Raw genomic sequence first — 12,647 nt, 5'->3', positions numbered from 1 at the left:
GTGTTTGAAAAATAGTGGGCGGCGTGGTCCGAACGCAGAAATTCGCTCGTGACGCTGTTACGTTCTGTGACTATAACGCCAAAGTTCTCATTTGCTGAACTTCTTCATCGCGCGTTCGACCTCACGCTTGCCTTCGCGGTCCTTGATCGTGTCGCGCTTGTCATGCTCGGCTTTGCCCTTGGCCAGTGCGACCTCGCATTTCACCTTGCCTGCCTTCCAATGAAGGTTGAGCGGCACCAGGGTGTAGCCCTTTTGTTCGATCTTGCCGATCAGGCGGCGAATCTCTTCCTTGTGCAGCAAGAGCTTCTTGGTGCGGACCGAATCCGGCGTGATATGGCTCGACGCGCTGTTAAGCGGGTTGATCTGCAGGCCGATGACGAAGAGCTCTCCGTTACGGATCACCACATAGCCATCGGTCAGTTGCACCTTGCCTTCGCGCAGCGATTTCACCTCCCAGCCTTCGAGCACGATGCCCGCCTCGAAGCGCTCTTCGAAGAAGTAGTTGTAGGCGGCCTTTTTGTTGTCGGCGATACGGGAGGAGGGGTCTTGTTTCTTTTTGGTTGCCATGGCTCGGAAAGGTGGGGTCGGCATGGCTTCAATACAATCCGTCGCGCACGCCGTGCCGATTCTATGAAAACTGTTCAAAAGTCCGTCCTCATCTGGTACAGCGCCGAGGAGATGTACGCCCTGGTCACCGATGTTGCCAAGTACCCAGAGTTTTTGCCTTGGTGCAATCGGGCTAGCGTGATTGACCAAGACGAAAGCGGAATGACTGCTGAGGTCGGACTTTCGTTCGGCGGAATCCGGCAGAGCTTTACGACGCGCAACACACAGATCGCCGGTCGCGAAGTGCAACTCAAGCTGGTCAGCGGACCCTTCTCGAACCTCGATGGTGTCTGGAAGTTCACGCCGGTGGGAGAGACTGGCGAGCGGGCTTGCCGCGTCGAACTGAACCTGAACTATGGCTTCAGCAATTTCGCTCTGCAGGCGTTGGTCGGCCCCGTATTCGACAAGATTGCATCGAGTCTGGTCGAGGGGTTCGTCAAGCGCGCCGAGCAGGCTTACGGCAAGAGCTGAATCCCATGCAGATCACGTTGGTCTATTCGCCAGGGCCGCGGCAGATCTTTGAAGAGACCGTGACGCTGTCCAACGGGGCGACGGCGCGGGATGCTCTGATCGCCAGCCGCTTTGTCGCCTCGTTCCCTGCGCTCGATTGGGCTGCCTTGCCCGTGGGCGTCTGGGGCCGGGTATGCGAATGGGACCGTGTGCTGGCAGAGTACGACCGGATCGAGCTGTGCCGGCCACTGAAGGTGGATCCCAAGGTGGCGCGACGCGAGCGATTTCAACGCCAGGGTGCGCGCGGGACCGGGTTGTTTGCCAGCCGTCGCCCCGGTGGAAAGGACGGCTACTGACTTGAGCTGCAAGCCTGCTCGGATGCCTGCGTGCAAACTTATTTGCAGTCGCTGGCAATGACCGTCTGCAAGCGCTGCTGCTCTTCGGCACGCGCCTTGTCGTCGATGATTTCGCGTTCGCCCTGGGCGTTCAGGCGCGCTACACGAATGCCGCTGTCGAAGGTGGCCTTGCTCTGCCTTGCGCGATTGCAGTTTTCGGCTTTTGCCTGCGCGACCTTCTGAAGCTCTGCTGCGCGCTTGGCCTTTTCGGCTTCTTCCGCCTTCTTCGCTTTTTCTTCGAGTTCCTTGTCGACACCGGATGGCCGAGCGCCACTCGCAGCCGTGGCTGGCGCAGGCGCCGTGCCCGGTTCCGCTGCATCGGGAGCGGCCGAAGGGGTCCCTTGCGGGAAGGTCACCCGCGGACTGCCTCCGCCCGGGCGGCGCACGATGTTCTTTTCCGGAATATCAGGCGGCGGCGACTGGTCGCTGAAAACCTTCTTGCCCGCGCTGTCGATCCATTGCCATTGCGCGCTTGCGACCGTCGGCACGGCGCAGACCAATGCAAGGACGAGCGAATTCAAGTGGACGAATCTCATGGCGGCAGTTTAGCGCTCCCTTACCTTTTGCAACGTTTTGACGTGGCTGATTTGAGGGGATCGCGGGGAAACAGCCACAGTTCGCCTCAAATGTGGCGCGGCGCCACATTTCCCTCCGTCCGGCCCTTGGTCCGGCTTTCGGTCCGGGTAAGTACGGGGTCATCGCTACAATCCGTCTTTTGGAGCCTTCCCCATGCGCCTTCTCGGCAAAGCGCTGACCTTCGACGATGTGTTGTTGGTGCCAGCGTTCTCCCAGGTCCTGCCCAAGGACACCTCCCTCGCCACCCGACTTTCCCGCAACATCACGTTGAATCTGCCGCTCGTTTCAGCGGCGATGGACACCGTGACCGAAGCACGCCTCGCCATCGCGATCGCCCAGGAAGGCGGCATCGGCATCGTCCACAAGAACCTGACGGCGCAGCAGCAGGCCGCCGAGGTGGCTCGCGTGAAGCGCTACGAATCCGGCGTGCTGCGCGACCCGGTGGTGATCACGCCGACGCATTCGGTGCGGCAGGTGATGGCACTGTCCGACCAGCTCGGCATCTCCGGCTTCCCGGTGATCGACGGCGGCAAGGTCGTCGGCATCGTGACCGGCCGCGACTTGCGCTTCGAGACGCGCTACGACGTGCCGGTGAGCGAGATCATGACGCAGCGCGACAAGCTCATCACCGTCCCCGACGGCACGACACTTGCGGACGCCAAGGCGTTGCTCAACAAGTACAAGCTCGAGCGATTGCTGGTCATCAACAGCGATTGGGAACTCAAGGGCCTGATCACTGTCAAGGACATCACCAAGCAGACCAGCTTCCCCAACGCAGCGCGTGACGCCTCCGGGCGTCTGCGCGTCGGTGCAGCCGTCGGCGTCGGCGACGGCACCGAGGAGCGCGTGGAAGCTCTGGTGGCTGCGGGTGTCGACGTCATCGTGGTGGACACCGCGCACGGCCACAGCGCTGGCGTGATCTCGCGCGTGCGCTGGGTCAAGAAGAACTATCCACAGATCGACGTGATCGGCGGGAACATCGCGACCGGCGACGCGGCACGCGCGCTGGCCGACGTGGGCGCCGATGCGGTCAAGGTCGGTATCGGCCCGGGCTCGATCTGCACCACGCGCATCGTGGCCGGCGTTGGGGTACCGCAGATCATGGCGGTCGACAGCGTCGCCACCGCCTTACAAGGCACCGGCGTTCCGCTGATTTCCGACGGCGGCGTGCGCTATTCGGGCGATATCGCCAAGGCCATCGCAGCCGGCGCCAGCACCGTGATGATGGGCAGCATGTTCGCCGGCACCGAAGAGGCGCCGGGCGAGATCGTGCTGTACCAGGGTCGCAGCTACAAAAGCTACCGCGGCATGGGAAGCATCGGCGCGATGCAGCAGGGCAGTGCCGATCGCTACTTCCAAGAATCGACGACCGGCAACCCCAACACCGACAAGCTCGTGCCCGAAGGCGTTGAAGGCCGCGTGCCGTACAAGGGATCGATCGTCTCGATCGTCTACCAGATGGCCGGTGGCGTGCGGGCCAGCATGGGCTACTGCGGCTGCGCGACGATCGAAGATATGCAGAACAGGGCTGAGTTCGTCGAGATCACGACCGCCGGCATCCGCGAGAGTCATGTGCACGACGTGCAGATCACCAAAGAAGCGCCCAACTACCGGGCCGAGTGACCGACACCATGCAACACGACAAGATCCTGATTCTCGATTTCGGCTCGCAGGTCACCCAGCTGATTGCGCGCCGCGTGCGCGAAGCCCATGTGCTGAGTGAAGTGCACCCGTGCGACGTCAGTAACGAGTGGCTTCGCAACTACGCGAAGGATGGGTCGCTCAAGGGCGTGATCCTCTCCGGCAGCCATGCCAGCGTGTACGAAGACACGACCGACAAGGCACCGCAGGCGGTGTTCGAACTCGGCGTGCCGGTGCTCGGCATCTGCTACGGCATGCAAACCATGGCGCACCAGCTCGGCGGCAAGGTCGAGGGCGGCCATAAGCGCGAGTTCGGCGCAGCGGCCGTTCGTGCACGCGGTCATACCGATCTGTTGAGCGAGATTGCCGACTTCAAGACCGACGAAGGTTTTGGCATGCTCAACGTGTGGATGAGCCATGGCGACAAGGTTACCGAGCTGCCGCCCGGCTTCAAGCTGATGGCATCGACCGAAAGCTGCCCGATTGCCGGCATGGCCGACGAAGAGCGGCATTTCTATGGCGTGCAGTTCCATCCCGAAGTCACGCACACGCAGCAGGGCACAGCGATCCTGCAGCGCTTCGTGCTCGACATCTGCCGCTCCAAGCCCGATTGGGTCATGCGAGATCACGTGGCCGAGGCGGTTGCGAAGATCCGTGAGCAAGTCGGCGACGAAGAAGTCATCCTCGGTCTGTCGGGCGGCGTGGATTCATCCGTTGCTGCCGCGTTGATCCATCGGGCCATCGGCGACCAGCTGACTTGCGTCTTCGTCGATCACGGCTTGCTGCGCTTGAACGAGGGCGACCTCGTCATGGAGATGTTCGTCGGCAAGCTGCAAGCGAAAGTGATTCGCGTCGATGCCAGCGAGCTGTTCCTCGGCAAGCTCGGAGGGGTGAGCGACCCGGAAGCCAAGCGCAAGATCATCGGCGGCGAGTTCGTGACCGTGTTCAAGCAGGAAGCTGCCAAGCTGACCAGCGCGGGCGCCAAGGGTGCCAAGTGGCTGGCACAAGGCACCATCTATCCGGACGTCATCGAGTCCGGCGGTGCCAAGTCGTCGACCGGCAAGAAGAAGGCCGTGACGATCAAGAGCCATCACAACGTCGGTGGCCTGCCGGAGCAACTGGGCCTGAAGCTGCTCGAGCCGTTGCGCGATCTTTTCAAGGACGAGGTGCGCGAACTTGGCGTGGCGCTTGGCCTGCCACCCGCAATGGTGTACCGCCACCCGTTCCCCGGCCCCGGCCTGGGCGTACGCATCCTCGGCGAAGTCAAAAGGGAATACGCCGACTTGCTGCGCAGTGCGGACGCGATCTTCATCGAGGAGCTGCGCAACTTCATCGACCCGGCCAGCGGCAAGAGCTGGTACGACCTCACGAGCCAGGCGTTCGTCGTCTTCCTGCCGGTGAAGAGTGTGGGCGTGATGGGCGATGGCCGTACGTATGACTACGTCGTCGCGCTGCGCGCGGTGCAGACGAGCGACTTCATGACTGCGGATTGGGCCGAGCTGCCGTACGCGCTGTTGAAGACGGTGTCGGGGCGAATCATCAACGAGGTGCGCGGGATCAATCGCGTGACTTACGACGTGAGTTCGAAGCCGCCTGCGACGATCGAGTGGGAGTGAGGGTGCTCTTTTGGGCAGCTCAGTGCGCCCATAGGGCAGTTCTCGCCATCAGCGTTCTTGCTCTTGCTGAAATGGCGCCTCAACTTCCGTAACCTGGTGCATGCGCCGCCACGCAAACGAAGCTGCCTCGCGGACAATTCGTACCATCGCTCGCCCCGAGACGCTCCATGTACCTGCCGCCCCAATTCAATTCCAAGGACCCCGCGATCGCGATCGAGCTGATGCGTGCCAACGCGTTCGCCAGCCTGATCTCGAACGACGACGATGGGCTGCCTTTCGTCTCGCATCTGCCGCTGGTCGCGGAGCAACACGAAGACGGCACGATCGTCTTGCTCGGGCACTGCGCAAAGCCGAATCGGCACTGGCGCTACCTCGAAGCCCGACCCAAAGCCGTCGTGACATTTCTCGGGCCGCATGCCTACATGTCGCCTGCGGTCTATCCGGACCTGGCCCGTGTGCCGACCTGGAATTACCTCGCGGTGCACTGCAAGGTCGAGTCGGCACTGGTGACCGAGCCAGCCGCCAAGGACGAGCTGCTGAAAAAGCTCATCGCCGAGCATGAGCCGGCCTATGCACAACAGTGGCGCGATCTTGGCGAAGACTTTCAGCAGAAGATGCTGATCGGCATCGTCGGCTTCACGCTGCGGGTGACCGACCTGCAGTGCAAGCTGAAGCTCAATCAGCACCGGCGCGAAGCGCATGCCGATATGTATTCGCGCTTTTCTACAGGGTCGCCGGACGAGCAGGCACTGGCTGAGTGGATGGTGCGGCTGGGCATGAACACGACCGCAGCTGCGTGAGATGAGCGACAGACATAAGCGACAGACAAGGAATCTGACATGCGCATTTTCGGATTGGTCGGTTTGCTGGTGGCCCTCGTGATCGTCGGCCTGCTGGCGAAGAAGCAGCTCGCGCCGATCGCTGCGCCGACCTTGCCAGCTACAACCTCCATACCCGGTGCGCCAGCGCCCGCCGCTGGTACAGCGCCGACCAACGCACGCGAGCAGAGTCAGCAAATGCAGCAGCAGTACAAGCAGGCGATCGATGCGGCGATGCAGCCGCAGCGCAAGATGCCTGAGGACAATTGAAAGCCCTGCGAAGGACCGATCACGTCTGCGACATCCGCTCAGGCACCGGCGACCGATGACAGACAAGGATTGGATGGCGCTCGCATTGAGCGAAGCGCAAGCCGCCGCCGATGCGGGCGAAGTGCCCGTGGGTGCCGTGCTCGTGAAAGACGGCTTGCTGGTCGCCAAAGGCCGCAATACGCCGGTGGCGCAGCACGATCCGAGCGCGCACGCAGAGATCAACGCACTTCGTGCCGGCGCAACGGCACTCGGCAACTATCGGCTCGATGGCTGCGAGCTTTTCGTCACGCTCGAGCCCTGCGCGATGTGCGCGGGCGCGATGCTTCATGCGCGGCTGGCGCGTGTCGTGTTCGGCGCGGCCGACATCAAGACGGGCGCTGCCGGATCGGTCGTCGATCTCTTTGCCGAGCCACGCTTGAACCACCGAACGCGCGTCGTAGGCGGCGTGCTCGAAGCGCAGTGCAGCGAGTTGCTTCAGCGCTTTTTTCGCCAGCGCCGTGATGCCGCGCGCGAGAGCATCCAACCGCTGAGCGACGATGCGCTGCGCACCCCGCCAGAGCGCTTTACCGGCCTGACTGACTACCCCTTCACGTCTCGCTGGATCGACGACCTCCCGAGCTTGCGTGACTGGCGCATGCATTACGTCGACACGGCACCTGCGAGCCCCAAACCCACGCTGCTGTGCCTGCACGGCCCCGGAGAGTGGAGCTACTTGTTCAGGCACCTCCTTGCCATGTCCGGCCCACGCATGCTGGCGCCCGACCTCATCGGCTTCGGCATGAGCGACAAGCCCAAGCGCGAGGTCGTGCATCGGCTCGACTGGCATCGCGACGTGCTGATTGAATGGCTGGATCGTTTGCAGGCGGGTCCGATGGTGCTCGTGCACAGCGCGGCAGCGACCGACCTTGCGACGCTGTTGTCGGCGGCAGCGCCACGCCAGTTCGTGGGTGTGCTCACCGCGCCTGAAGGTGGCGAGGCCGTAGCGCACGCTTGGCGTGCGCCGTTCCCCGATCGTGGCCACGAAGCGGCATTGCGGGCGCTCGCGCCAGCCGCGGCAACCTCCGGCCCGAGCCCTTCGCAGGCGCTCCAATTGATAGAAGACGCGATGGGATACTTCCGCGAGTGACAAAACACATCTACATCTATTCCCCCGCCAGTGCGGTGCGCGACCGCGCCGCTTTCAAACGCGGCGTCGCACGGCTCAAGACACTGGGCTACGAAGTCGAAATCGACGAAGCGGCGCTCAGCGTGCACCAGCGTTTCGCCGGCGACGACGCCGTGCGGCTCGCCGCCATCTCGCGTGCTGCCGCAAGCCACGCCGACGTGGCGCTCATCGCACGCGGTGGCTACGGCCTGACGCGCATCCTCGACGCGATTCCGTACAAGGCCATTGCCAGAGCGATCGAGCACGGTACCGAGTTCGTCGGCCTGAGTGACTTCACCGCGCTGCAGAGTGCACTGTTCGCAAAGACCGGCGCTGTGACCTGGGCCGGCCCGGCGGTGGGCGAAGACTTCGGTGCTGAAGAAGGCGCGGACGACATCATGGAAGACTGCTTCGGCGACTTCACGAGCGGGCAGGGCGAGGGAACGGGCTGGCGCGTTCCGGTGCGCGACGCGGCCGCCATGGCGTCGCCGTTGAAGAGCATTCACGGTGCCACGTTGTGGGGCGGCAACCTGTGCGTGCTGACCAGCCTGCTCGGCACGCCGTATTTTCCGGCGGTCGACAAGGGCGTGCTGTTCGTCGAAGACGTGAACGAGCATCCTTATCGCATCGAACGCATGCTCGACCAGTTGCGTCATGCGGGCGTGCTGGCGCGTCAAAAGGCGATCGTGCTGGGTCAGTTCACCGGCATGCGCAAGATCCCCGGTTACGACCGCGGCTTCGACCTGCAGGCCGTGGTGACGCGACTGCGTGGCTTGCTGAAGATTCCAGTGTTGACGGGGCTACCGTTCGGCCATGTGCCGACCAAAGTGATGTTGCCGGTGGGCGCCAAAGTCGAAATGGCGGCCGACGGGAGGGATGTATTTTTGGTGTGGGGTCATCGGCATCACCATGACCACGCTCATTGACCTGAAGAGGTTAGCCTCGATCTGAGTTGCTCAGACCGAAAACTTGTTCAGACAGGGAAACGCTGGTGAATGCGCGGGCCCATGGTGTTGGGCAACCCGCCTTTGAACATGCCGTTGATCTGCTTGACTTGACGGCGCGCTTCCAGCTCGCCATCGACTTCGCTGATTGCGGCCAACAAGTCTTGCCGGAGATACCAGAGGGCTTCCACGTCTTCGGCAAAGCGCACACGTTGCATCAGGCGCTGGACGTTCTGGCCGGTGTGCACCTGCAACAGTGACAACATCGCCGTGCGAATTCGCCCTGTCTTGCGGTCGGCAGAGCGGCTCCAGCCAATGCCGGGGAAGGACAGAAGTCGAAAGAAGCTGCTTGGGGAAACCATGACGCGGGAGCTATTTGCCTGGAGACTTAATGAACGTACGTTAATGGGCGTCAAGCGGTGGCACAAGCCCGGACACACTTTTTCATCATTAAAAACAACATACTTCACGAAACTGTTCAAGCGCTTTCCCAAGAGTTGATACATTAGTTTTAGTTTTTGGGTAATCAGGGATCCGATGAGGGCTGATAAAACACCCTGTTGAATCCAGCCGCGCACCGGTTCTCGTACGTCAGACGCACATGGACGTTGGAGAGCGCAAAACGATTGGTGACTGCATCGAGCGTGCACGTCGCCAATCGCCAACGCCTAGAAACGAATGCTTTGCCATAATCAAACAGCTCTCGCTACCAAAAAATTCACAAAATGGGCATTCAAACCACCGTCGTCTTTGCGGACCTGACCGGAAGCACGCGGGTCTTCGAGGCCATGGGAAACGCGCGAGCGACGGAAACTGTCACGCGATTGATTCAGTGGATCGGCGGCGTTTGCGAATCCCACGGCGGGCGCGTCGTCAAATCGTTAGGCGATGGCGTCTTCGCGACATTTCAGAGCGGGCCGGCTGCCACTGCGGCCGTGCTGGAGATGCAGCGCAATCACCAGAAGCGGTTGTCAGTCTGGCCGGTGCCGTTGCGCATGGACCTGCAGATCGGCGTGGCGAGCGGAGAAATCGTCGAGGTCGACGGTGATTGCTACGGCGATGCCGTCAACCTCGCTTCGCGCCTGAGCGACCTGGCTGGCCCGGGCCAGATATGGGCGACCGATTCGGTGATCGAGCAGCTGCACGACGGCAGCGTTCGACATCGCAATCTGGGCCCCATCAACATTCGCGGCCGCAACGAGATGGCGATCGTCCATCGCGTCGACTGGCAGGAAGAGGTTTCGGAGTTCCTGACGATGCCGGCATCGCTGGCGCCGCAAAAGGCGCCCGACTCGACCTTCGGCCAGATCGAGCTGGCCTGGCTCGACGTGCGCTCGATGTTCCGTGCAGCGGAGTTGCCGATTCATTTGGGACGTGTCGACGATGCGCAGTTCGTCGTCAACGACCCGCGCGTCTCGCGGCTGCATGCGCGCATCGAGGCGCGGCAGGGCAGTTGCGTGCTGGTCGATGTCAGCACCTACGGCACCTGGGTGCGTTTTCACGGTACCGCCGGTGCCAGCGGCGAGATCGCCTTGCGCCGGCAAGAGTGCGTGCTGCATGGCAGTGGCGAGATCGGCTTGGGCGCGCCGTTGAGCGACTTCAGCGCACCGACGATTTCGTTCAACACCACCGGCGGCAACGTGCTGCTGGCGCGACGCGACGCACGCTAATTTCGTTACGTCGACGCTCGGTCGACTTTCGGGTAACACCCGCCCCGCTTCGCCCGATGCTGCGCTGCAGCTAAGGGCATATCAGCATACGCATCTGTCATACAACGGCAGAAACTCGCGCCCAGTCAGGATGCTTACCGCCCGGTAACCTCGTATCTTCGAGGGCGCCTCGGGTTGGTCGACCGCATCCATGGCTTCAGATCGACGAGGAGTCGCATGGGTACTGAGCTCGCGGATTCGCCTTGGCGGACCGACCGTGAAAGGCAGCAGCCACGCAGCGCCAAGCGCGACGCCGTGCTCACCGCGGCAGCACGCCTGTTCACGCACCGCGGCTTTCAGGGCACCTCGCTCGACGACATCGCGCAAAGCCTCGGTGTCACCAAGCCAACCCTGTATCACTACGTCGCGAACAAGGAAGAGATCCTCTTCGAATGCGTGCGCCGCGGTCTGGGTGCGCTGCGGGCCTGCATCGACGAAGCGACCGAGCGCGGCCTCGCGGGTCGCGAGCGGCTCCGCGCCGCGATGGAAAACTACGCCGGCATCGTGACCAGCGACTTCGGCCTTTGTGTGATCCGCATCGGCGAAGACCCGCTGTCGGAGCCGCGCCGACGCGAGCTGCGTGCGCTCAAGGGCGAGATCGATGTCGAGTTCCGCACGCTGATCGAGGCCGGCATGGCCGAAGGCTGGATCGCCGCCGGCGATGCAGCTATGGCGGCCTACACGGTGGTTGGCGCATTGAGCGGCGTGGGCCGTTGGTACCGGCCAGAGAACCGCGCTGCCCACAACCTCGAAGACGCGGTGCGCCATTGCATCGAAATGCTCATGCGGGGCGTGCTGAGCGCGCCGTCGCAGAACAGCGCTGCGGTGCCGTCGCGCGCGCAACCGGGCCCCTGGGGAGAAACCATGTCGGAGATGCGTCGCGAAGTTCATTTTGGCAACCGCGTGGTGCGCTGCTTCACGCCGCGCCGCGTGCATGTGGCGCAGTTGCTGGCCGACGTGCTCGCGGCACGCCCCGATGCCGAGGCGTTGGTCATCGGGCCGCTGCGGCTCAGCTGGCGCGGGTTGCATCACGCAGTCTGCAAGTGCGCGGCCGGCCTCAAGCAAAGAGGCATCGGCCCGGGCGACCGAGTGGCGCTGTTCATGGACAACAGCGCCGAGTTCGTGATCGTCGTCTATGCCTGTGCATGGTTGGGCGCGGTGGCCGTGCCCATCAGCTCGCGAGCCCGTGCCGCCGAGATCGAATATTCGCTCAACGATGCAGAGGCGATCGCGCTGGTGTGCAGCCGGCACCTCGCTGAATTCGTGCCGGCACCGGTGGCCCTGCGGTCACTGCAGCACCGCTTCGTGGTCGGTGGAACCAGGGAAGGGTTCGAGCTCTTCAGCGATCTCATGCAGGCGCAGCCGCTCGTGCAACCCCACGACAGCGCCGAAGACGATCTGGCCGTGTTGCTCTACACCTCGGGCACCACCGGCAAGCCGAAGGGCGCGATGCTGAGTCACCTCAACATCGTGCATTCGGTGATGCACTTCGTGCAGGCCATGGGACTCGGGCCTGACGACCGCAGCGTGGTCGCGGTGCCGCTGAGCCATGTCACTGGTCTCGTGGCCGAGCTGTACACCATGCTCCATGCGCAGGGCTGCGTCGTCCTCATGCCGCCCTTCAAGTCCAGCGAGTTCGTGCGCCTCGCGTCCGAAGAGCGCATGACTCACACGATCATGGTGCCGGCCATGTACAACCTGTGCCTGTTGCTGCCAAACCTGCAGGAGCACGACCTGCATCACTGGCGCATCGGCGCCTTCGGCGGCGCGCCCATGCCTTCCGCCAGCATCGAGGCGATGGCCGAGCGCCTGCCCAACCTCACGCTGATGAACGCCTACGGGTCGACCGAGACCTGTTCACCGGCGACCATCATGCCGCCCGGCCAGACATCGCAGCATCGAGACAGTGTCGGCCTGGCTGTGGCGTGTGGCGAGATCAGCATCGTCGATGACGACGGCAATGAAGTGCCACGCGGCGAGGCCGGCGAGATATGGATCGCCGGCCCGATGGTGTCGCAGGGCTACTGGCGCAACGAGGCCGCCACCGCCAGCGAATTCAAGGGCGGCTACTGGCGCTCCGGCGACATCGGCAGCATGGATGCCGAAGGCTTCGTGCGCATCCTCGATCGCAAGAAGGACGTCATCAACCGTGGTGGCTACAAGATCTTTTGCGCTGCTGCCGAGAACACGATCACCGAGCACCCGGAGGTGATCGAGGTCGCTCTGGTCGGCGTGCCGTGCGCCGTGCTCGGCGAGCGCGTGCATGCCTTCGTTTGCGTGCGGCAACTGGATGCGTCGACACAGGCCGCGGCACTGCAGGCTTTCAGCACCGAGCGCCTTTCCGACTACGCCGTGCCGGAAACCTGGACCATCGGCACCGAGCCGCTGCCACGCAACCTGAACGGCAAGGTCATGAAGCGTGCGCTGCGCGATTCGTTGCATGTCGCCATGACCTGAGCCGGAACTCGTCACAAAGCC

Annotated in this window: 13 protein-coding genes; 10 read left to right on the top strand and 3 right to left on the bottom strand. The window is 63.1% G+C overall.

What is annotated here, in order from left to right:
- Positions 1-87 precede the first annotated feature (87 nt).
- A complete protein-coding gene (gene smpB / locus H7F36_RS17895; protein ID WP_187052072.1) occupies positions 88-567 on the bottom strand; it encodes an SsrA-binding protein SmpB in 480 nt (159 codons plus the stop codon).
- 63 nt (positions 568-630) lie between these two features.
- Here smpB and H7F36_RS17890 point away from each other — a divergent pair, with 63 nt between their 5' ends.
- Together H7F36_RS17890 and H7F36_RS17885 are read left to right on the top strand one after the other, a co-directional pair.
- Positions 631-1,077 carry a type II toxin-antitoxin system RatA family toxin gene (locus tag H7F36_RS17890; protein ID WP_187052071.1) on the top strand — a complete coding sequence of 149 codons (447 nt, stop codon included), beginning with the start codon at positions 631-633 and terminating at the stop codon, positions 1,075-1,077.
- Positions 1,078-1,082: 5 nt separating this feature from the next.
- Positions 1,083-1,412, top strand: coding sequence for an RnfH family protein (locus tag H7F36_RS17885; protein WP_187052070.1), 330 nt, complete (start codon positions 1,083-1,085; stop codon positions 1,410-1,412).
- A gap of 38 nt (positions 1,413-1,450) precedes the next feature.
- Here the strand turns inward: H7F36_RS17885 and H7F36_RS17880 are convergent, their stop codons facing one another.
- On the bottom strand, positions 1,451-1,987 hold the full coding sequence (locus tag H7F36_RS17880; protein WP_187052069.1) for a DUF4124 domain-containing protein: 537 nt from the start codon (positions 1,985-1,987) through the stop codon (positions 1,451-1,453).
- A 193-nt stretch (positions 1,988-2,180) separates the two neighbouring features.
- On the opposite strand from H7F36_RS17880, the gene guaB reads away from it, so the two are divergent.
- From guaB to H7F36_RS17850, 6 genes are all read left to right on the top strand, one after another.
- On the top strand, positions 2,181-3,650 hold the full coding sequence (gene guaB, locus H7F36_RS17875) for an IMP dehydrogenase (RefSeq protein ID WP_187052068.1): 1,470 nt from the start codon (positions 2,181-2,183) through the stop codon (positions 3,648-3,650).
- An 8-nt stretch (positions 3,651-3,658) separates the two neighbouring features.
- Positions 3,659-5,284 carry a glutamine-hydrolyzing GMP synthase gene (gene guaA / locus H7F36_RS17870; RefSeq protein WP_187052067.1) on the top strand — a complete coding sequence of 542 codons (1,626 nt, stop codon included), beginning with the start codon at positions 3,659-3,661 and terminating at the stop codon, positions 5,282-5,284.
- 167 nt (positions 5,285-5,451) lie between these two features.
- Positions 5,452-6,084 carry an FMN-binding negative transcriptional regulator gene (locus H7F36_RS17865; RefSeq protein ID WP_187052066.1) on the top strand — a complete coding sequence of 211 codons (633 nt, stop codon included), beginning with the start codon at positions 5,452-5,454 and terminating at the stop codon, positions 6,082-6,084.
- Positions 6,085-6,123: 39 nt separating this feature from the next.
- Entirely contained in the window at positions 6,124-6,372 is a 249-nt protein-coding gene (locus H7F36_RS17860; protein WP_187052065.1) for a hypothetical protein, read from the top strand.
- Positions 6,373-6,427: 55 nt separating this feature from the next.
- The gene (gene tadA, locus H7F36_RS17855) at positions 6,428-7,498 is read left to right on the top strand and encodes a tRNA adenosine(34) deaminase TadA (protein ID WP_187052064.1); all 1,071 of its coding nucleotides are present in this window, start codon (positions 6,428-6,430) and stop codon (positions 7,496-7,498) included.
- A complete protein-coding gene (locus H7F36_RS17850) occupies positions 7,495-8,442 on the top strand; it encodes an LD-carboxypeptidase (RefSeq protein ID WP_187052063.1) in 948 nt (315 codons plus the stop codon). Before tadA ends, H7F36_RS17850 begins: the two co-directional genes overlap by 4 nt.
- Positions 8,443-8,489: 47 nt before the next feature.
- Here H7F36_RS17850 and H7F36_RS22310 read toward each other — a convergent pair whose 3' ends face one another.
- Positions 8,490-9,038, bottom strand: coding sequence for a hypothetical protein (locus tag H7F36_RS22310; RefSeq protein ID WP_261802366.1), 549 nt, complete (start codon positions 9,036-9,038; stop codon positions 8,490-8,492).
- Positions 9,039-9,185: 147 nt separating this feature from the next.
- Here H7F36_RS22310 and H7F36_RS17840 point away from each other — a divergent pair, with 147 nt between their 5' ends.
- Both H7F36_RS17840 and H7F36_RS17835 read left to right on the top strand, forming a co-directional pair.
- Positions 9,186-10,130, top strand: a complete 945-nt coding sequence (locus tag H7F36_RS17840; RefSeq protein WP_187052062.1) for an adenylate/guanylate cyclase domain-containing protein — start codon at positions 9,186-9,188, stop codon at positions 10,128-10,130.
- A gap of 216 nt (positions 10,131-10,346) precedes the next feature.
- Positions 10,347-12,626, top strand: coding sequence for an AMP-binding protein (locus tag H7F36_RS17835; protein WP_187052061.1), 2,280 nt, complete (start codon positions 10,347-10,349; stop codon positions 12,624-12,626).
- The last annotated feature ends 21 nt before the right edge of the window (positions 12,627-12,647 follow it).

Source organism: Variovorax sp. PAMC28562, assembly GCF_014303735.1.
In the GTDB taxonomy this organism is placed as follows: Bacteria; Pseudomonadota; Gammaproteobacteria; order Burkholderiales; family Burkholderiaceae_C; genus Variovorax.
This window is presented reverse-complemented; position numbering and strand designations above follow the sequence as displayed.